The sequence below is a fragment of the Alcanivorax sp. P2S70 genome (assembly GCF_000475295.1).
Taxonomy (GTDB): domain Bacteria; phylum Pseudomonadota; class Gammaproteobacteria; order Pseudomonadales; family Alcanivoracaceae; genus Alcanivorax; species Alcanivorax profundi.
The window spans coordinates 69,404-88,887 of record NZ_AXBZ01000004.1; the positions used below are offsets into that span (position 1 = coordinate 69,404).

General features: G+C 56.1%; 19 protein-coding genes. 3 read left to right on the top strand and 16 right to left on the bottom strand.

Annotated features, from left to right (window positions below):
- Positions 1-70 precede the first annotated feature (70 nt).
- Positions 71-2,191 carry a carboxy terminal-processing peptidase gene (locus Q672_RS19640; RefSeq protein WP_326929253.1) on the bottom strand — a complete coding sequence of 707 codons (2,121 nt, stop codon included), beginning with the start codon at positions 2,189-2,191 and terminating at the stop codon, positions 71-73.
- A 152-nt stretch (positions 2,192-2,343) separates the two neighbouring features.
- Between Q672_RS19640 and Q672_RS19645 the strand changes: the two genes are divergently transcribed.
- Positions 2,344-3,567 carry a nucleoside recognition domain-containing protein gene (locus tag Q672_RS19645; RefSeq protein WP_031225890.1) on the top strand — a complete coding sequence of 408 codons (1,224 nt, stop codon included), beginning with the start codon at positions 2,344-2,346 and terminating at the stop codon, positions 3,565-3,567.
- Here the strand turns inward: Q672_RS19645 and Q672_RS19650 are convergent.
- Complete coding sequence (locus Q672_RS19650; protein ID WP_022984116.1) at positions 3,545-4,174, bottom strand: alpha-ketoglutarate-dependent dioxygenase AlkB family protein; 630 nt, start codon at positions 4,172-4,174, stop codon at positions 3,545-3,547. The two genes, Q672_RS19645 and Q672_RS19650, sit on opposite strands and share 23 nt — an antisense overlap.
- A 56-nt stretch (positions 4,175-4,230) precedes the next feature.
- Here Q672_RS19650 and corA point away from each other — a divergent pair, with 56 nt between their 5' ends.
- Positions 4,231-5,181 carry a magnesium/cobalt transporter CorA gene (gene corA / locus Q672_RS19655; RefSeq protein WP_022984117.1) on the top strand — a complete coding sequence of 317 codons (951 nt, stop codon included), beginning with the start codon at positions 4,231-4,233 and terminating at the stop codon, positions 5,179-5,181.
- 218 nt (positions 5,182-5,399) lie between these two features.
- On the opposite strand, the gene Q672_RS19660 is transcribed toward corA, so the two are convergent.
- Both Q672_RS19660 and Q672_RS19665 read right to left on the bottom strand, forming a co-directional pair.
- Positions 5,400-6,236, bottom strand: a complete 837-nt coding sequence (locus Q672_RS19660; RefSeq protein ID WP_022984118.1) for an MBL fold metallo-hydrolase — start codon at positions 6,234-6,236, stop codon at positions 5,400-5,402.
- A gap of 63 nt (positions 6,237-6,299) precedes the next feature.
- Positions 6,300-6,782: a hypothetical protein gene (locus Q672_RS19665; protein WP_022984119.1), complete on the bottom strand. Its 483-nt coding sequence runs from the start codon at positions 6,780-6,782 to the stop codon at positions 6,300-6,302.
- A 73-nt stretch (positions 6,783-6,855) separates the two neighbouring features.
- On the opposite strand from Q672_RS19665, the gene yaaA reads away from it, so the two are divergent.
- A complete protein-coding gene (yaaA, locus tag Q672_RS19670) occupies positions 6,856-7,629 on the top strand; it encodes a peroxide stress protein YaaA (RefSeq protein WP_022984120.1) in 774 nt (257 codons plus the stop codon).
- A gap of 35 nt (positions 7,630-7,664) precedes the next feature.
- Here the strand turns inward: yaaA and Q672_RS19675 are convergent, their stop codons facing one another.
- From Q672_RS19675 to ccoN, 12 genes are all read right to left on the bottom strand, one after another.
- On the bottom strand, positions 7,665-8,582 hold the full coding sequence (locus Q672_RS19675; RefSeq protein ID WP_022984121.1) for a universal stress protein: 918 nt from the start codon (positions 8,580-8,582) through the stop codon (positions 7,665-7,667).
- Positions 8,579-9,301, bottom strand: a complete 723-nt coding sequence (gene fnr, locus Q672_RS19680) for a fumarate/nitrate reduction transcriptional regulator Fnr (protein WP_031225895.1) — start codon at positions 9,299-9,301, stop codon at positions 8,579-8,581. Before fnr ends, Q672_RS19675 begins: the two co-directional genes overlap by 4 nt.
- A 71-nt stretch (positions 9,302-9,372) precedes the next feature.
- Positions 9,373-10,746 (bottom strand): oxygen-independent coproporphyrinogen III oxidase, encoded by a 1,374-nt coding sequence (gene hemN, locus Q672_RS19685; RefSeq protein ID WP_031225897.1) that lies wholly within the window; start codon positions 10,744-10,746, stop codon positions 9,373-9,375.
- A 66-nt stretch (positions 10,747-10,812) separates the two neighbouring features.
- Positions 10,813-11,592, bottom strand: coding sequence for a sulfite exporter TauE/SafE family protein (locus Q672_RS19690; RefSeq protein ID WP_022984124.1), 780 nt, complete (start codon positions 11,590-11,592; stop codon positions 10,813-10,815).
- A complete protein-coding gene (ccoS, locus tag Q672_RS19695; RefSeq protein ID WP_022984125.1) occupies positions 11,582-11,779 on the bottom strand; it encodes a cbb3-type cytochrome oxidase assembly protein CcoS in 198 nt (65 codons plus the stop codon). The genes Q672_RS19690 and ccoS overlap by 11 nt, the downstream gene beginning before the upstream one ends.
- Positions 11,767-14,124 (bottom strand): heavy metal translocating P-type ATPase, encoded by a 2,358-nt coding sequence (locus Q672_RS19700; protein ID WP_031225898.1) that lies wholly within the window; start codon positions 14,122-14,124, stop codon positions 11,767-11,769. Before Q672_RS19700 ends, ccoS begins: the two co-directional genes overlap by 13 nt.
- Positions 14,121-14,639 (bottom strand): FixH family protein, encoded by a 519-nt coding sequence (locus tag Q672_RS19705; protein WP_022984127.1) that lies wholly within the window; start codon positions 14,637-14,639, stop codon positions 14,121-14,123. Before Q672_RS19705 ends, Q672_RS19700 begins: the two co-directional genes overlap by 4 nt.
- Positions 14,608-16,017 carry a cytochrome c oxidase accessory protein CcoG gene (ccoG, locus tag Q672_RS19710; protein WP_022984128.1) on the bottom strand — a complete coding sequence of 470 codons (1,410 nt, stop codon included), beginning with the start codon at positions 16,015-16,017 and terminating at the stop codon, positions 14,608-14,610. The genes Q672_RS19705 and ccoG overlap by 32 nt, the downstream gene beginning before the upstream one ends.
- Before the next feature lie 108 nt (positions 16,018-16,125).
- Positions 16,126-17,055 (bottom strand): cytochrome-c oxidase, cbb3-type subunit III, encoded by a 930-nt coding sequence (gene ccoP / locus Q672_RS19715; protein WP_022984129.1) that lies wholly within the window; start codon positions 17,053-17,055, stop codon positions 16,126-16,128.
- Positions 17,052-17,204, bottom strand: coding sequence for a cbb3-type cytochrome oxidase subunit 3 (locus Q672_RS19720; protein WP_022984130.1), 153 nt, complete (start codon positions 17,202-17,204; stop codon positions 17,052-17,054). Before Q672_RS19720 ends, ccoP begins: the two co-directional genes overlap by 4 nt.
- Positions 17,201-17,839 (bottom strand): cytochrome-c oxidase, cbb3-type subunit II, encoded by a 639-nt coding sequence (gene ccoO, locus Q672_RS19725; RefSeq protein WP_022984131.1) that lies wholly within the window; start codon positions 17,837-17,839, stop codon positions 17,201-17,203. Before ccoO ends, Q672_RS19720 begins: the two co-directional genes overlap by 4 nt.
- 11 nt (positions 17,840-17,850) lie before the next feature.
- A complete protein-coding gene (gene ccoN / locus Q672_RS19730; RefSeq protein WP_022984132.1) occupies positions 17,851-19,281 on the bottom strand; it encodes a cytochrome-c oxidase, cbb3-type subunit I in 1,431 nt (476 codons plus the stop codon).
- Between the last annotated feature and the right edge of the window lie 203 nt (positions 19,282-19,484).

The following is a 19,484-nucleotide window of genomic DNA, read 5'->3' on the forward strand; positions in this document are numbered from 1 at the left end:
GAAACAGCAATAAAAAAAGCGGCTATAAGCCGCTTTTTTTATTGCTACAGGTGGTCGGCAAGCGCCTGAGTCACCCTTTGCGAGCGACCTGTTTGTCACGAATCAAGTCCATCAAGTCGACAAGAATTTCACCGGTTTCACGGACGTAGGGGTCATCATCGATGGCTTCATCGTGGCTCTCCGGGTCCAGTGCTCGCTGTTCTTCGAGGTCACGCAGGGCCTTGATGCTATCCAGCGGATCTTCGCCACGGGAATCCCTGCGACGGTTTTCGATGGCCAGTCGCTCAGCGTCAAAGGCGTGTTGCTGGCTGGTCCGCTGTTCCATGTTCAGTGACAGGGTCTCGCGGTTGCGGTTCTTGTCCAGCAATGCCCGCAGGGACAACACATAAACGAACTCGGGATCCTGTTCGGTACGCTCGACATGACGCTCACGCAACATCGGCAGGTAGGGCACCATGTCACTGACACGCTGGTATTTGGCAGAGCTGATTTCATCCCAGGGCAGGGCATTTGGCAGGGAGCTCTCGCCGACCTCTTTCTTGTCGACCAGCGACGGCATATCCACATCCGGCACGATGCCCAGGTTCTGGTTGCTGGAACCGGACACCCGGTAGAACTTGGCATTGGTCATCTTGAGCTTGCCGTGATTCAGGTCCAGCAGCGTTTGTACCGTGCCCTTGCCATAGGTCTGATCACCGACAATCAGGGCACGACCGTAATCCTGCATGGCACCAGCGAAAATTTCCGAGGCTGAGGCACTGTAGCGATTGACCATGACCGCCATGGGGCCGGCGTACAATACCCCCGGGAATTTATCGGCTTCGACGCTGACACGACCACTGGATTCACGCACCTGCACGGTCGGTCCACGGTTGATGAACAAGCTTACCAGTTTGTTGACTTCCAGCAGCGAGCCGCCACCGTTGTTGCGCAGGTCGATCACCAGTCCATCGATGTTTTCCTTGCGCAGCTCGACCAGCAGTTTGGCCACGTCACTGGTGGTACTGGTGTAATCCGGGTCACCACGGTGGAAGGCCGCAAAATCCAGGTAGAACGCCGGTATTTCGATCACACCGAGTTTGTGCGCTTCGCCATCACGTTCAATGGTGATGATGTCCTTCTTGGCTGCTTGCTCTTCCAACACCACCTTGTTGCGGACAATGCTGATGACGCGGGTATCGTGCTCGCTGGCACTGCCCGCCGGGATAATTTCCAGATTGACCTTGGTGCCCTTGGGACCACGAATCTGATCGACCACTTCATCCAGGCGCAGGCCAATCACGGGGGTGGGCTCTTCGTCTTCCTGGCCCACACCCACAATGCGGTCGGCAGGCTTGAGCTGGCCACTCTTGGCGGCAGGGCCGGCCGGCACCAGACGAACCACCTTGGTATAGCCATCTTCGTATTGCAGCACGGCACCAATGCCCTCGAGGGAGCGGCTCATGCTGATATCGAAGTTCTCTGAGTTATGCGGGGTGAAATACGTAGTATGGGGATCAAAGGTCTGGGTCAGTGCATTCATGTAGACCTGGAAGACATCTTCCGGCGTGTTCTGACGAATACGCTTGAGCTGGCTTTCATAGCGACGGGTCAGGCGAGTCTTGATGTCCTCGTCTTCTGCTTCGTTAAGGCGCATGGAAAGCACGGCATTCTTGAACTGTCGCAGCCAGATATCATCCAGGGCTGCCATATCTTTGGCCCAAGGTGCATCTTCACGGCTTACCCGCACTTCGTCCTTGCCGTCAAAATCCAGACCATCAAGGTCGTTGTCGACCATCGCCAACATCCCTTCAAGGCGGGATTCGAGGCGACTCTGAAAGCGGTTGAAAATGGTATACCCGGCTTCCAGTTCGCCTTTACGAAGCTGATCGTCGAGGTCACTTCGGTATTTCTCGAATTCGTCGATATCCGATTGAATCAAGTACAGCCGATTCGGGTCGAGATCCTTTAGATATTGATCAAATACCTTGCTGGATAGGGCATCATTGAAGTCGAGACGCCGGTAATGGTATTTGAGTTTGTCGGCGATTTCTTCGGCAGCATCAATCTGCTCATCGGTGGGCTTCAACTTACCCTCGACCGGTGCGGGGTCGTTGCGTAGAGCGCCTACCGATTGAAGCGCACCACCCAGTAACAAAACGGCCAGTGCGAGGGGGAACAGCTTGCGGAATTGAACCATGCGTTTTCTCAACGGTGAATCCGTGGTTTGATGACTTTTCCGCAACAGACCGTTGCTGTACTGCGGAGCCGGACCTTGACGATACCAGACTTCGATGTATAAAAAGTCGCCAACACACTAATTTTCATACATTTATACACAGACCCTAGCGCACGGGGGAAGGTTTGCACAGACTCTTTAGCCTGTTTTTCCTAACGGGTATCGCCGGGGCGGTGATTCAGCTCATTTCAGGAGATATGGAGGCGCCGGGGCGCCTTGTCAATGCCCTGTGGCAGGCGGCAGATCTGGCCGTGGATGTGTCACTCGGTTTGATCGGGGTGCTGGCCCTGTGGAGTGGCTTGTTTCGTCTGGCGGAGGCGAGCCGAATGGCTGATCACATTTCCAGCCGAATCAGTCCGGTATTTCGCCGTCTCATGCCAGAGATTGAGCATAACCCTGCCGCGTCCGCACCGGTCTCCATGAATCTCGCCGCTAACATGCTGGGCCTGGATAACGCCGCGACACCTCTTGGCCTGAAGGCCATGGAGCAACTCCAAAAGACCAATCTGCAACCTGCGGTGGCCAGTGACAGCATGATCATGTTCCTGGTACTGAACACCTCTTCGGTCACGCTGGTACCGGTGACGGTGCTGCTGTTCAGGGCGCAGCAAGGGGCAGCGGACCCTGCTGCGGTGTACCTTCCCTTGCTAATGGCGACCACCATTTCCACCTTTGCCGGTGTCTGGCTGACTGCAAGACTTCAGCGCATTCCGCTGAGAGATCCGGTATTACTCGGGGTTGCAGGCGTCTGGATCGGCCTGTTGGCCTTGCTTGGTCTGGTGGTCTGGCAGTCTCCGCCGGAACTGGCCAATACATTATCAAGCCTGCTGGGTAACGGCATATTACTGTTGGTGCTGCTGGGCTTTTTTGTCGCCGCCTGGCGTACCCGTGTGGATAGCTACGATGTGTTTGTGGAAGGGGCGAAAGATGGCTTCACCACGGCGGTCCGACTGATTCCCTACCTGGTGGCCATGTTGGCCGCTATTGCCATGCTGCGTGCCGGTGGTGTGCTTGAACTGCTGTTCAATGGCATCCGTTTCGGGGTGGGCGCACTCGGACTGGATACCCGCTTTGTGGATGCCTTGCCCGTGGCCTTGTTGAAGCCGTTGAGTGGCTCCGGTGCCAGAGCGGCCATGATTGATGTCATGCAAACCCACGGCGTTGATTCTCTGGCGGGCAGAATGGCGGCGGTGATGCAGGGCTCCACCGAAACCACGTTTTATGTCCTTGCCGTGTATTTCGGCAGCGTGGGAATCCGGGATTTCCGTTACGCACTCTGGTGTGGGTTGTTTGCCGATGCAGCAGGCCTGCTGGCCGCTATCCTTATCAGCTATGCGTTCTGGGGGTAATCCACCTGAATGTCAGGTTAATCCGCGAGCCGTTGGCGTGTGCGCGGCGAGGCAGGGCGTGGTGATAACGGTGTTGCACCGCCGGGCTCATCAGCAATAGGGAATTGTGGGGCAGAGTCAGCGACAGGCACTGGCGGCCGGCGGGTTTTGGCCGAAACACAAAGTCTCGGGGCTCGCCGAGACTCAGTGACGCAATCCAGGGCTCAGGCCCCAGCTCGGGTTCGTCATCACTGTGATAGCCCATGGTGTCTTGTCCGTCACGGTACCAGTTACATAACACACTGTTGTAGTCATGCCGGGTCAGGTGTTCCACCTGCCGCAGGACGGGTTCCAGGCAATCCGGCCAGCCCTGGGCTTCTTCTTCAACCCCCGAATACCGATACCGGATTCCGGCAGCGCCCTGCCAGCTTGTCAGTCTGGGCGTCAGGTGACGTTTGCCGTAAACCGTCACCGTGGGTTGTCGCCAGGGCAGTTGTTCACACAGCCGTTCGAGCAATCCGTCGAGGAGCCCGGGTTGAAGGGCATCACGCCACAGCCACAAGGGGGCGTGTTCGTCCAGATGATAGGGCTCGACGTTGATATCGGCATCGTTGACAGGGGTGCGCATGGTATCTTAGATATCGCTGCTGGCGTCTTGCCAGTGATGATGATCAGGGAGACATCATGCTGCAAATTTATCGCATTGAGAACGGTGTGCTGCGCGAGAAAGCCACCGACGACATGCTGCCCGTGCTGGCCGAAGAAGCCAGCTGGATTGACCTTGAAGAGCCTGATGAGGCCGAGCGGGACCAGGTTCAGCAGTTCTTCAAGGATGAAATGCCAGACTCTGACGACATGGAAGAAATCGAGTCATCGGCACGCTATTTCAGTGACGAGCAGGGTCTGCATGTCCACTCGCTGTTTCTTTTCCAGTCCGAGGGGAGGGTGCGCACTTCCACCGTCGCCTTCGTCGTTCAGGCTGAACGTCTGCTTTCGTTTCGGGATACCAAGCTGGCAGATTTTCGGCTGCTGCGGCTGCGCATTCGCCGGGGCTGGGTCAAGGTCAAACAGCCGATGGATATCCTGCTGAGCATCCTCGACCAAAAGGTGGAGAACCTTGCCGATGCCATTGAAGACGTGCACCGGGATCTGGAACAGGTTGGCTACAGTGTGCTGGAGGAAGAAAACGGCGAGCTGGATCAGGATATCGAGCGACTGGCACGGCTGGAGGATACCAACGGGAAAATCCGTTTGTGCCTGATGGATACCCAACGTTCGATTTCATTCATCCAACGTTATGTCCGTGCCGACAAGCAGAGTCGACGCACCTGCGCCGAGATCCAGCATGATCTCGATACCCTGATGTCGCACACCACCTTCCTGTTCGACAAGATCAACTTCCTGATGGATGCCGCCCAGGGCTTTATCAACATTCAGCAGAACCAGATCATCAAGATCTTTTCCATTGCCGCAGTGGTGTTTCTGCCGCCGACGATGATTGCCAGCATCTACGGCATGAATTTCCAGGTGATGCCCGAGCTCGCGCTCGATTTCGGTTATCCCATGGCGATCGGGCTGATGATTCTCTCGGGGATGGCGCCTTATTGGTATTTCAAGCGGAAGGGGTGGCTGTGAAGAGCAGTGAATAGTTAACAGTGAACAGTGAATAGCGGGAAACATTGCGTCGCGGGTCGGGATGGAAGGTTTCAGCTGCGGCAGGGGGGTGTTTTACGGTAGGGGAGCCACCCTTGTGGGCCATGAGCTGGCGGCCTGTCGGCTGATTGAATCGTTACTGACTTCGACTCAATGCGAGAACTCCTCATGTCTGTGGGGGCTTTGTCTCTCTTTCCTCGTTACTCGCTTCTTTGCCAGCCGGATTCTGTTTCACGGGCCTTGCCGTCTTCGGCCAGTTTGATCAGGTGGGCGTGGAGGGAGAATTGGGCGACGCCGTGGAGAAAGACCGGTACGTCGTCGTAGACGGCTTTGACCAGTTCTGCCAGTGGAGACGGGGCGGGGGGGAGCTTGTCGTACACTTTGTCTTCGCGCTTCTGGCGATGAGCCAGGGTCTGTGCCAAAGACTCATCCGGGTTGGCGATAACATCGCCGTGCCCTGGAGCCATCAGGGTGATGCCCCGGCCCATGAGTTTTTTCAAAGACGCAAAATACGCCTGCATGGAGCCGGAAGGCGGGGCGATGACCACGGTGGACCCCTGAATCAGGTGATCACCAGTGAACAATAGCCCTTCATCGGTGAGATAGCACAGATGGTTGTTCACGTGTCCCGGGGTCTCTATCACCGATAAACCCACACCGCCGCAATCGACCACATCCCCTTCGCGTAAAACCTGATCAGCTTGCCAGGTCTCGTCTTGCAGCCCGTCATCGGGGACAAAAGGGCCAAGGCAACGCGCCCCGGTGGCGGCGACGATGGCGAGGGCACCGGGGGAATGATCCCGGTGGGTATGGGTCACGATGACCTGGTTGATGGGTTTGCCCAATTCACGGGCCGCTGCCAGCAAGGCCTTCAGGTGTTCCTGATCCACGGGGCCGGGATCAATCACCGTGAGCGCATCACGCCCATACAGGTAGCTGTTGGTGCCGGGCCCGGTCATCATGCCGGGGTTACGGCCCAATACGCGCCAGGTATGTTCACCGAGAGGGGTGGGATTGCCCGGGATCAGAGAGGCCATACAGACTCCAGGGTGTCAGGAACGCGAATTGTGACGATTCTCACACCATCTTGCCAGTATTGCTCAGCGCGAAGACGGATAAACCAGCCGTGCAACTGGCCGTAACTGCCAGCGATCAACGGTTTCCTGGTCAGGTGGATGCCGGCTGACCACTGCAAACGGGTACTGCCGACCTGCAGGAACGTACATCTGCAGACGTTGCTGTTCCTGATACACCACCCGGCACTCACCCGCGGTCGGACAAGCCAGGGCCTGTATCTGCACATCCACGGCCGCGAGGTCCAGTTCACCGGCGTTGGTCAAGCTACCACTCAGTCGTACGCCAGATTCGGACTCACGAATATCACTGACTGCCAACTCAAGCCCCTCCGGGGCCAGCAGCACCTGGTCGTTGGCGCTTTCCTGGAACATGCCGTAAAGCAGGGCACTCAAACCGGTAACCACTGCTACCACAGTGATCAAGAAGGCTCGCCGGCCCCATTGCCAGCTGCCCCAAAGCAGTACAATCACAGCGATAACCACGGCAAATAGCAGTAATAGGCGCATTTATCCTCCAGAATGCAGACCTGAGTTCCTGTGATTCATATAATTCCCACAGCGACATGTAAAGGAGAAGGTCATGCTGATTGTGGTTTCCCCGGCAAAAACCCTGGATTACGAAAGTCCGTTGCCGGCACTCAAGACGACCCAGCCGCGCTTGCTGGACGACAGTGAAGTGCTGATTGAACGCGCCAGAGCGCTTTCTCCGGCGGATGTGGGAAGCCTGATGAAGGTCAGTGACAAAATCGCTCATCTCAATGTGGAGCGCTTCGCCCAATGGCAACGTCCGTTCAACAAGAAGAATGCCCGCCCGGCGGCATTTGCCTTCAAGGGCGATGTCTACACGGGGCTTGAGATTGAAACCTTTACCGACAAGCAGCTGGAACGCGCCCAGGATTCGTTTCGGATGCTGTCTGGTCTCTACGGCGTGCTTCGCCCCCTGGATCTGATGCAGCCCTATCGTCTGGAGATGGGAACACGTCTGGACAACGCCCGCGGCAAAGATCTCTACGCATTCTGGGGCGATATTATTACCGATCAGCTAAACCGTGACATGAAAGCCCAGAAAACTGATGTGCTGGTCAACCTGGCATCCAACGAGTACTTCAAATCGGTCAACAAGAAAGCGTTGAACGGGCGAATCGTGGAGCCGGTCTTTCAGGATGAGAAGAACGGAAAATACAAGGTCATCAGCTTTTACGCGAAAAAAGCGCGCGGCATGATGGCCGCCTGGATCCTCAAGAAGGGCATCAAGGACCCGGGCAAGCTGGTCAATTTCGATGTGGCAGGCTATCGCTACAGCGAGGCAGACTCAACCGCAGACAAACCGGTATTCCGCAGGGCAGAACAGTAGTCCCTGTCCCCGGTGGCATGCCTGCATGGCACCGGTTATTCCACCCAGGGGGATTCGAACCGGTCAGGTTTGATGACCAGCACATCGCTTCTGGCTCGGGTGATCACGGTTTCTGCCGTTGACCCCAGTAGCATTCGCTCGGCCAGATTGCGGCGCACCGTCCCCACCACCAATACATCGATCTGATTCTCTTCACAGTGTCGGGCAAGGGCATCGGCCACAGGGCCCTCCAACAGATCAACAGACTCGCTGTCGAGCCCCTGAGAACGGGCATATTCCAGAAATTGTTGCTTATGGTGTGCCTTAAGGGACTCAAGGGTTGCTGCGTAGTCAGGCACCCCCTCAGCTACTAACATCACCAGGCTGTCATCCACACCATCCATCACATGGCACGCTTGCAGTTTGCCATTCAATGATTGGGTGAGGGTGCGGGCATGACTGAGCAATGTGTTCGCCAGAGGCGCAGCATCATCATCCTGTTCACCAGGATCCAGTGCTACCAGCCATCGAGGAGGTTGCTCCCATGATTCGCTGTGTACACACAGCACAGGGCAAGGGGCTTTACGAATTAATTGCCAGTCACGTGGGGTGAAAAGATGTCGCCTTAGCCCTTGTTCCCGGCTGGTATGTACTACCAGCAGATCAGGCAATAGGCGCAGAATCTCGGTGCGAAGCGCATCCATTTCGCGCCTCGCCCATACGAGGGCCAGCGAAACAGGGTGCGCGCCCGCCAGGGAGTAAATTCTCTGCTCCCAGGCATGGGTTATCTGTTTTTTTGCTGCATTGAAACGCTCTTCATCCAGTCCTACCGCACGCACCATGGGGCCGGAATAGGCGTTAACAAAAACGGTAATCTCCAGGTCTTCTTCTCTGGCCAGCAACAGAGCCTTGGAAAGCGCGGGCTGCGGCGCTTTAAGATCAGGGTCCAGAACAATCAGTAGGTTTTGGCTCACAGCTGTATCTCCACGGTGCCGGTATCCGGTGCATTGCCGCACAAACTGGCGCGATCAAGAATCTCAATGTCACGACCGGACACCTCCAGCCACCCCTTTTGCTGGAAACGGGTAAAAATGCGGCTCACAGTTTCTACTGCCAGCCCCAGGTAGTTGGCGATGTCATAACGAGACATGGGCAGGCGGAAACTGTGGCTGCTCAGGCCTCGGCGCTGGTGTCTTGCCGACATGGAAAGCAGCAGTGAGGCGACCCGGTCATCCGCGCTCTTCTTGCTGAGAAGCATATGCAGCTCACGATCCGCGCGTATTTCATCACTCATCAGGCTGAAAAAATGGTGCTGAAGGGTGGGGATCTGCTGTGACAGGTTCTCAAGTTGGCTGAAAGGAATCTCGCACACGGTTGCAGTTTCCAGTGCCTTGGCATTGGAAACATGGTGAGCGGTACTGATTCCATCCATTCCCAATACCTCGCCGGGCATATAGAAACCGGTCACCTGTTCTTCGCCGTCCGGGCTAACCACGTAGGTCTTGATCGCCCCGGATCGAACAGCAAATACCGATTCGAAATTATCGGATGCACGGTACAGGTGCTCCCCACGTTTGAGCGGACGGCCACGGCGAATAATATTGTCGAGTTGGTCCATTTGCGCGGGCGCGACAGCCAGCGGCAGGCAAACAGGGCTCAAGCTACAATCATTACAGGAAACGTGTTGGGACACGGTCACATCCTTGGTTTTGCGACAGACGAATTCATGCGCGTTTCAGCGCGCAATACATGGCTGACTCTGGTTCAGATTATACGACTAAACCCTTTGGTTTGCCTGTTTCCCAGGTACGCATCGAACGGCTGCACCAGGGCCCGGCTAACCAAACGGCCCTGCTCGGTTATGATCAGTGTATCGTCATTGAATACCACCAGCCCCTGCTCGGCAAAATCCCGCCACTGGACCATGGCATCAGCAAAGTGCGTCCGGAAACAAATCTCCCATTGCTGCTCAAACGCCGGGATATCAAGGCGCAAATCACACAGTAGCTTCATAATGATGTCCCGCCGGATGAGATCAGCCTTGTCCAGCAGGTAGCCCTTATGGTGAGGCAACTGATCCTGGCCAATCGCTGCCTGCCAGTCACTCAACACTTTGTGATTCTGAACGTACAAATTGCCCACCTGGCTGATCGCACTGACCCCCATTCCGAGCAAGTCTGCGTCGCCATGCAGGGTGTAACCCTGGAAATTGCGGTGTAGCAGCCCATTGCGCTGAGCCACTGCCATTTCGTCGGATTCCAGTGCAAAGTGATCCATCCCGATGAAGCGATATCCGGATTGCTGCAGCATTCGACCTGCGCGTACGTTCATGCGTATCTTTTCGGTAGGAGAGGGGAGAGCCGCGTCGTCTATCTGACGCTGAATCTTGAATCGATCGGGCAAATGCGCATAACCATATAACGAGATACGCTCCGGCTTGAGATTGATCAATTGCTCAAGGGTACGGGCCATAGTCATTTCGGTTTGCCACGGAAGGCCGGAAATCAGGTCAACGTTAATCGATTTGAAACCAAAGTCCCGCGCCCAGCCCAAGGTATCGCTAATCATTTCATAGGACTGTATGCGGTTGACCGCCTGTTGCACCAAGGGATTCAGGTCTTGGACCCCAATGCTAAGGCGATTGAATCCAAGACCTCTCAACAGCCCCAGACGGGCTCTATTCACAGTACGAGGGTCGATTTCGATCGCATAGTCACCACGGTCATCTTCACGCAGGTTGAAATGCCGGGCCAGGTGATACACCAGCTCAGTGATCTGTGCATCTGTCAGATAGGTAGGGGTGCCTCCGCCCCAATGCAGCTGTGTTACCTGACGGCGGGAATCTACATGCTGCGCGACCCTGACAATTTCCTTCTTGAGGTGTTGCAGGTAACGCTCGGCGAGGCTGCGATCCGCAGTAATTATGCGGTTGCAGGCACAGTAGTAGCATACGTGGTGGCAAAACGGGACATGGGCATAGAGCGATAGAGGGCGGCGTGCCTTGTTGCCTTCCTCCATGGCCTCAACAAAGGCATCAACAGGAAGATCCTCATGAAACAGGGGAGCCGTAGGGTACGACGTATAGCGCGGCCCGGGCCCTCCGTAGCGACCTATTAACGCTTCGTTCCAATCTTGCATATCGGCTGACTCCCTGAAATCTGTCCCTATTATCCCGGGACAGGGGCCAGCCAATCTTGATCTGGGTCAATGTCGATGAGTGTCTGGTAACGAGGAGGGGGCGACATGCCCGTGATGAGGAGAATCCAAGTGGTGATGTGCATGATCATGCCCGCTGGAACTCATCCACCATGCCATCAGGAAGAAGGAGCCAGAGAGCAATAGCGCCATTGCTATCGACACTTTCCGCGCACGGGGCCCTCTCAACAGGGTCAACCGGGATGCCACAATGCCAGTTGCCGCCACGGGAACAACAGTGACAGAGCCAAATGCCGCCATCACCAGCCCCCCGCTGGTGGCGGTTCCAGAGGTGGCGGCCAGTGCTAATGCGGCGTAAACAAGCCCGCAAGGTAACAAACCCCACACCATCCCCAACAGCCAGGCCTTGTGAATCCGGTCGATGGGCATAAAGATCCTTGTCACAGGCTGAATGCGGCGCCAAAGAGACTTCCCCGCTTGCTCCAGCCCCATCAGCAACCCTCCCTTGCCCGCAAGATGCAAGGCAAGAAACAGCATCAATACACCGGCCAGCGCCAATCCCACCGTCATGGCCGGAGCCGGTAACGCGTCCAGCAATTCGCCACCCAGTGCTCCTGCGGTCGCGCCTAATAAAACATAGGTCGCGAGTCGCCCAAGGCCGAACAGCAACTGCCAACCCCAAAGCCTTAGCCCGGTACGACGTTGTTCTGGCACCGCAAAGGTCAGCGCGCCACTGATTCCCCCGCACATGCCCACACAGTGGCCAGCGCCTCCTGCACCAATCAATATTGACGCGAGGATGAGTCCGGGTAAGGTTTCATTGATCATTGGCGTTCGATTCCTTTCCGCGATCGTGGCGGGAAGTTTTACGCTGGGCACGATCGTCGAACACCACGCGCCAGGAAGCGTTATCCAGATCCTCAAATTGATCCTTGCGAAGCGCCCAGAACAAGGCCGCAATAGCGCCCGCCAGGAAAAGCAGGGCGAGGGGAATCAGCAAAATCACAATTTCCATCGTGCCATCCTTGTTGCATTCAACGTCACCAGCAGCGAGCTGGCAGACATACCAATCGCTGCCGCCCACGGTGGAATCCAGCCTGCTACAGCAAAGGGAACCGCAAGCAAGTTATAAAGAAAAGCCCAGCCCAGGTTTTGCCAAATCCGATGCCGGCAGGCCGATGCAAGTGGTGCAAGGCGGGGAAGTGCTCGCAATGAATCGTTCAGCAGAAAAATACCAGCAGCCCGCTGAGCCAGGCTGGTGGCATTTCCGGTTGCCACAGACACGCTCGCAGCCAGCATGGCTCCGGCATCATTGATACCATCACCCACCATTAATTGGCGCTGGTTTTGCTCCAACAAGGCTATCCATTCCTGTTTGCTCTGCGGGGTTTGATCTGCACGCCATTCCTGTAACGGAAGGTGGGCGGCAACCTTTCCTGCGGCAACGGCGTTATCGCCGGTCGCCATTCGCACCACCATACCTTGCGCTACAAGATCCTGAAGGACGCCTTCGGCCTCGCTGCGCAGGTTATCAGCCAGAGATAGCACCATGCGCAGCTCATCGTCCTGGTAAAGTCCGAGACAAGTGGCGCCATCCCTTGCCTGTTCAGGCAAGCCGGTGATTCGCCACCGACTCTCTCCCCGGAAGCCAGTGACACCGCATTGATCCGCCTCAATCTCGATAACCTCAGGGTCTCGATAGCGTTGTTGAAACGGCGCAGCCAGGGGGTGAGGGTTTTGCCACTCCAGGGCAGAAGCAATCGCCATGAGTTGCGGCTCGCTGAAGTCATCCGTAACACATTTGCTGGAAATGAACTGGAATTCCCCGGCGGTTAAGGTGCCGGTTTTGTCGAAAATAACCCCGCCAATCTCTGGCAGAGAGAGAAACTGACGTGGCGATGCGATCAGGACACCTTGCTGCAAGGCACTGCCCAAAGTGGCCGTTACGGTCAACGGAACCGCCAGAGCAAGGGCACATGGGCAAGTTACCACAAGCACTGCCAGTGTATATTCGAATGCCTGTGCTGGTCCGGAGGACCAGTGCCAGATAAACGTAAAGAGCGACAGACAGAGCACAGACAAGGTGAAAAGCGGTGCGACTCGTTGCCAGTCCCGGACCACACTGAGACGTTCCAGTTGTGCCCGTTCTACCTGATCACCGATTTTGGCTACCAGGCTGGAAGCGGGAGGCCCGAGCGCTTCCAGAACCACATTTCCTTCTACCAGCCTGCTGGCGGCTCGGACGGTATCACCTGCAACTCCGTCTCGGGGCAGAGACTCACCAGTAATGGCGGCTTCATCAAAAGCACCATGGCCCTGTTTTATCACTCCATCGCAGGGAACGGTCTCGCCCTGATAAAGCACCAACGACATGCCGGCGACAATCTGTCGAGTACTGATCCAGGGGTTATCGTTCCCCTCATCGTATTGCCTGACAGCAAGGGGCAGGGTTTCCTCCAATGTGTGCCATGCACGGTGAACAGCCTGTCGTTGTCGCAGCTCCAACCAGCGACTGGCAAGCAGGAAGAAAACAAACATGGCCGCTGAGTCGAAATAGACATGGCTTCCCCCCATGGCCATGACGACAAGACTGCCTGCCCACGCAAGCAGAAGGGCGAGGGCAATGGGAACATCCATTGTCAGACGTCCGTCACGCAGCCCGGAAATCGCCCCTTGGAAGAATGGCCATCCGGCATAAAAAACCACGGGTGTGGCCACGATCAGGCTGGCGATACGAAAAAGGATTTCGTAGATCGCATCACTGCCATCGAATACACCAATATAAAGTGCAGTCGAATACATCATGGCTTGCATGGCTCCCAGTCCCGCCAGAGCCAGTCGTCCGACAAGTTTTCGTTGCTCCTGCTGCTGCGCGGCTTTTTCATGGGGGGCGTTCAACAACGACACCCCATAGCCCAACCTCATTATTCGTCTGGCTGTGTCCTCAACCCGGGCTTCTCCCTCATAGTCCACACTCAGGGTCATACCTGCCAGATTAACGCTGGCATTGTGAACCCCCGTTTGATCACCCAGTGTTTTTTCAATCAACCAGCTACAGGCCGCACAAGTCAGGCCCGACAATTGCAACCGTATTTGCTGTCCAGTCGGGGTACTTCTGAGATGGGGGGCCACCAGCTCGGGGACAGAAAACAGCGCGAGGTTAAGTGCCATACGACTGTCATCAGGAATCGGAGCAGCACTTTCCCGGACGTTGTAGTAATCCTCTAGCCCCAGGCCGTAAATGGTTTCAACGGCAGCGGCGCAGCCAGGGCAGCAAACCGGTCGGGGGCCCTCCGGCGTTCGCGCCGTCACGGTACCGACTGCAGGGTTGCTGCAGTGCCAACAAGTCGTGTTGCTCATGTAGCGGGCACGTGCCCCAGCTGTAGATCCCCATCACCAGTCATCACGGTTTGGTAAAGCCGCCAGTGACCTCCCGCTGCGGTGACAGTCACTTTGCGTCGGCCATCCACCGGCAAGGTTCCATCCGCACGGTAATGGTGACTGTCAAGCTGGAACAGCTCTATGGTCACGTCCCTTTCTGCGAGAGTCGGATGGCGCAGGGTTACGGTAATGGTTTCGGGCAAGGGGATCGCTGTGCGGCTGAGAAGGCGCGCCTGAATGCCTGCTCCCACCTGGGATAGCTCCAGGCCAATACCAAGGCGGGCAGCAAGTTGTTCCTGCTCCATCGAGCGATTGATACCTCTACCTTCCTTGTACCATTCGTCCACTACCGGGGAGTCGGCATTCACAATGGCGATATAAAGAGTTACCAGACCCGCCACCACCGCAGAGGCCGGCAACAACATGGCAAGCCAAAGATAGGGATGGCGGTACCAGGGCTTCTCATCGCCGTGGGGCAATGAATCGTGACTCATGACGGTTCTCCACATCCGGGTCATCCAGCGATCTGACGGTGAACCAGATCGTGGAAGAGGTCATTTCAACTTCATAGGGATCATAGCTGACGGTCACCGGGAGGGTCAGAGTCTGGCCGCCCTGCAGGGTAAATTCAGTACGATTCTCCATGCTTAAACCCGCTGGACCTTCAAGCTCCAGTTCATAACGCTGGGGGGTCTGGCTCTTGTTGAGAATTTCCATGCGGTAAATATTCTCGATCATCCCTGAGCTGGTGGTTCGATAAAGTTGATTACGGTCGCGTAACACATCGACTTGCAAGGGGACCCGGTTGTAAAGACTGACCATAAACAACGTCGACATCACCAGCAGGGCAGCCCCGTATGCCAGCAGGCGAGGGCGCAGAATATGAGAGGGCTTGCCATTAAGGGCATTATCTGTGGTGTACCGGATGAGACCACGAGGCTTGCGAATGTGGTCCATCACATCGTCGCAGGCATCAATGCAGGCCGCACATGTAATGCACTCATATTGCAGACCGTCACGAATGTCGATTCCAGTGGGGCAGACCTGCACACACATTCCGCAATCAATGCAATCACCGGGAGCATCGGGATTCTCCGATTGCTTCTTTTTGGCCCCGCGTCCTCGAGGCTCGCCTCTCCCCTCATCGTAAGAAACGATCAATGTGTCGTCGTCGAACATCACACTCTGGAAGCGCGCATAGGGACACATGTAGAGACACACCTGCTCACGCATGAAGCCAGCATTGCCATAGGTCGCTACCGTGAAGAACGCCACCCAGAACAGCTCCCAGCCCCCCCATCCCAGAGAAAGAATGCGCAGGGAAAGGTCTGTGATCGGCGAAAAGTACCCTACAAACGTCAAGCCGGTCAGGAATGCCAGAATCAGCCAAAGAATATGCTTGCTTGTTCGACGGACGATCTTGCTGATCGTCCACGGGGCATGGTCCATTTTTATCCGGCTATGCCGGTCGCCTTCACACCAGTGTTCGATCCATTGGAAAAACCGGGTCCAGGTCGTTTGTGGACACACGTAACCGCAATACACCCGGCCCGCCAGGACGGTAAAAAAGAACAGGGCAAATGCGGCAATAATCAACGTCCACGAAAGGAACAGAAAATCCTGTGGCCAGAACGTCCAGCCAAAAATCCTGAACTGGCGCCCCGGCAGATCAAACAACACTGCTTGCTGGCCATCCCAGCGCACCCAGGGCAGGAACAGATACAGGCCCATGGTGCCAAGAATAGTGGCATTGCGAATAGCCTGGAAACGTCCCTTGGTGGCTTTTACCTGAATACGCTCGCGTTTGCTGTACAGGCTCACAGCCCCGTCACTATTGGCGTCGTGAATCGGAATACGTTGCGGATCGGACATGGCTGACCTCCACCCATGGAGATGTGGCTGTGTGAATTCCATTCTGACGCAGCCCAGCGACGCTGGCACTGCGACAGATTGTCCAAGTAGAGACCCAAGGGCCTTACATCACGGCGAGGGGAGGCCTTTCGTGTCCGGCTTATGAGAAAGGCTATAAACGTAGGCACTGATCACATGAATGCGCTCTTTGGTCAGCAGGTTTTCATGAGCTGGCATATTCCCGCTACGGCCATTCCTGATTGTGTACTCAATATCTTCGAGGCGAGGTCCATAAAGCCAGCTGGCATCGGTCAGGTTGGGCGCACCCAGCATCTGGTTGCCGGAGCCATCCGGGCCGTGGCAGGCTGCACACATCACGAACTTCGGCTTTGCCCGTTCAATAGCGGCAGCGTTGCTACCCTTGTTTGCGACATCGGGTCGACTAAGGCTCTGAACATAGATTGCCATGTCTCGAACTGCGTCATCGGTATTGCCGATGGCGGCGGCCATCGGTGGCATCATGCCCTGACGTCCAGCCGTAATTGTGGTAACAATCTGCTCTGCTGAGCCACCATAAAGCCACACATCGTCTGCCAGGTTCGGGTAACCTTTGGCGCCCCGAGCATCCGATCCATGACAGATGGCACAATTGTTGGCAAACAGACGCCCCCCCACAGCAAGTGCCTCGGGGTAGTTGATCAGTTCTTCAATCGGAACCTGCGCGTACTGTTCGAACAAGGGGCCAGTCTGGCGTTCAACCAATGCCACTTCGCTATCGTACTGGCTGGCACTGGTCCAACCCAGCATCCCTTCAAACTTACCCAGCCCCGGGTACAGGGCAAGGTACACACACGCAAAGATCAGCGTGCCGATGAACAGTCCCAGCCACCAGCGTGGCAGGGGGGAGTTCCGCTCTACAATGCCATCAAAGGAATGCCCGGTGGTTTCCTTTGCCGCTTCTTCTGCAGAAATCGAGTTGTTCCAGAGCAACAACCCCGCACACCCCAGCAGGTTGATGGCAACAATGACAATAATGAACCAGCTCCAAAAATTGCTCATTGGTCATCCCCCTTCCGTTGACGCTCTGCATCGAGCGCAATATGAGCGAGCTTTTCGTAATCCTGTTTGCGGCTGGGGCGATAGACCCAGAAGGTCATTGCCATGAAGGCCACAAAGAAGACCAGCGTAAACAAGGCGTGATAGCTCATGGATTGATCTCCTTGCGCTCGCGACCAAGGGAGAGCAAATAGGCCACAAGCGCATCTTCCTCACTTGCCTCGGACCATTCGCCGTTCTGGAACTTTTCTACCTGCTCTGCAATACCTTCATCGGTATAGGGAACCCCAAAGGTATCTTTGAACAGCCGCAACTTGCGCTCAGTATGGCGCCAGTCCACGGGAGTGGTTTCCAGCCAGGGGTAGGCCGGCATATTGGATTCCGGGACGACCTGCCGAGGATCGCGCAAATGCTCACGATGCCACTGCTCTGTAATCGGCCGGATGCCGACCCGGGCAAGATCGGGCCCGGTGCGCTTGGAACCCCACAGGAAGGGGTGCTCCCAAACGTCTTCCCCGGCCACGGAGTAGGGTCCAAATCGCTCAGTTTCAGCCCGCAACGGCCGTACCATCTGGGTATGGCATACGTGGCAACCTTCACGGATATAAATATCACGACCTTCCATTTCCAGTGCGGTGTAGGGCTCCAGCGTTTCCAACGGCTCAGTCGTTGCTTTCTGCCAAAACAGAGGAACAATTTCTGCCAGCCCACCGAAACTCACGGCAATCAGGGTGAGCACGATCATCAGGCCAACATTCTTTTCTACTACTTCATGTGCATTGGACATGACGGCTCTCCTCAGGCGGTCTGCAAGACATTGTCGGCGCCGTGGGTGTCACGTTCGCCGCGCAGGGTTTTGTAGACGTTGACGGCCATCAGGATCATGCCCGCCAGGAAGATGACACCGCCAAGAAGGCGAATCACGTAGAAAGGCTGACGCTCTACCAGCTCTTGAACAAAGTTGAACGTCAGGGTGCCGTCGGTGTTCACCGCTCGCCACATCAGTCCCTGCATAATCCCGGAGACCCACATCGACGCGATGTAAAGCACAGTACCAATGGTGCTTAACCAGAAATGGGCATTAATCCAGGCAATCGAATACATCTGCTTACGACCAAAGAGCCGGGGCACCATCACGTAGGTTGCTCCAATGGTGATCATGGCAACCCATCCCAGTGCGCCGGAATGCACGTGACCAATGGTCCAGTCGGTGTTATGGCTGAGTGCATTGACCGTTTTGATGGACATCATTGGCCCTTCAAAAGTGCTCATGCCGTAGAACGACAGCGCGACAATCATGAAGCGGATGATCGGGTCGGTACGCAGTTTGTGCCAGGCACCAGAGAGGGTCATCATGCCGTTGATCATGCCCCCCCAGCTGGGCGCCAGCAGCACGATGGAAAACACCATGCCCACAGACTGCGCCCAATCGGGTAGTGAAGAGTAGTGCAGATGATGAGGCCCTGCCCACATGTACACCGCAATCAGGGCCCAAAAGTGGACGATGGAGAGGCGATAGGAATAAACGGGACGCTGTGCCTGCACTGGAATGTAGTAGTACATCATGCCCAGGAAGCCTGCAGTCAGGAAAAAGCCCACCGCATTGTGGCCATACCACCACTGCACCATGGCATCGATGGTGCCCGCGTAGACCGAATAGGATTTCCAGGCGGAGACCGGGATCTCAAGGTTGTTGACCACGTGTAACAGGGCGATCGCAATGATAAAGGCGCCATAGAACCAGTTGGCTACGTAGATATGAGCCTGCTTGCGTTTCGCAATAGTGCCGAAGAAGACAATGGCATAGGACACCCAGACCAGCGTAATCAGGATATCGATAGGCCATTCCAGTTCGGCATACTCCTTCGCACTGGTGTAACCCAGCGGCAGGGTGATTGCGGCGGCGACAATCACTACCTGCCAGCCCCAGAAGGTAAAGGCGGCAAGTTTGGGGAAGGCCAACACAGCGTTACAGGTCCGCTGTACCACATAGTATGAGGTGCCAATCAGGGCTGAGCCCCCAAAGGCAAAAATCACGGCGTTGGTGTGCAATGGGCGAAGACGGCCAAAACTCAGCCAGGGGATGTTGAAGTTGAGTGCCGGCCAGGCAAGCTGCGCGGCGATGATGACCCCCACCAGCATGCCCACAATGCCCCAAACGACTGACATGATGGTGAATTGCTGTACAACTTTATAGTTGTAGGGCGGCGAAGCAACGGCGTTTTCCATGTGCGTTTCCTTCCGGTTTGTGCGCTGGCAAATCTAGCAGGCGTGAACGCGTCCCTTTTTGATGTAGATCAAGCCGCGGTGACGACTGCTCAGGCTTTGAACTATTTGATCCGGGCAGAGCAGTACCCTTACAAGTCATCCGGGCATATAGCTATACTATTTGGTTCTAAGCGTTAAGGCGAGGCCCACTCGGCGGCATCTGT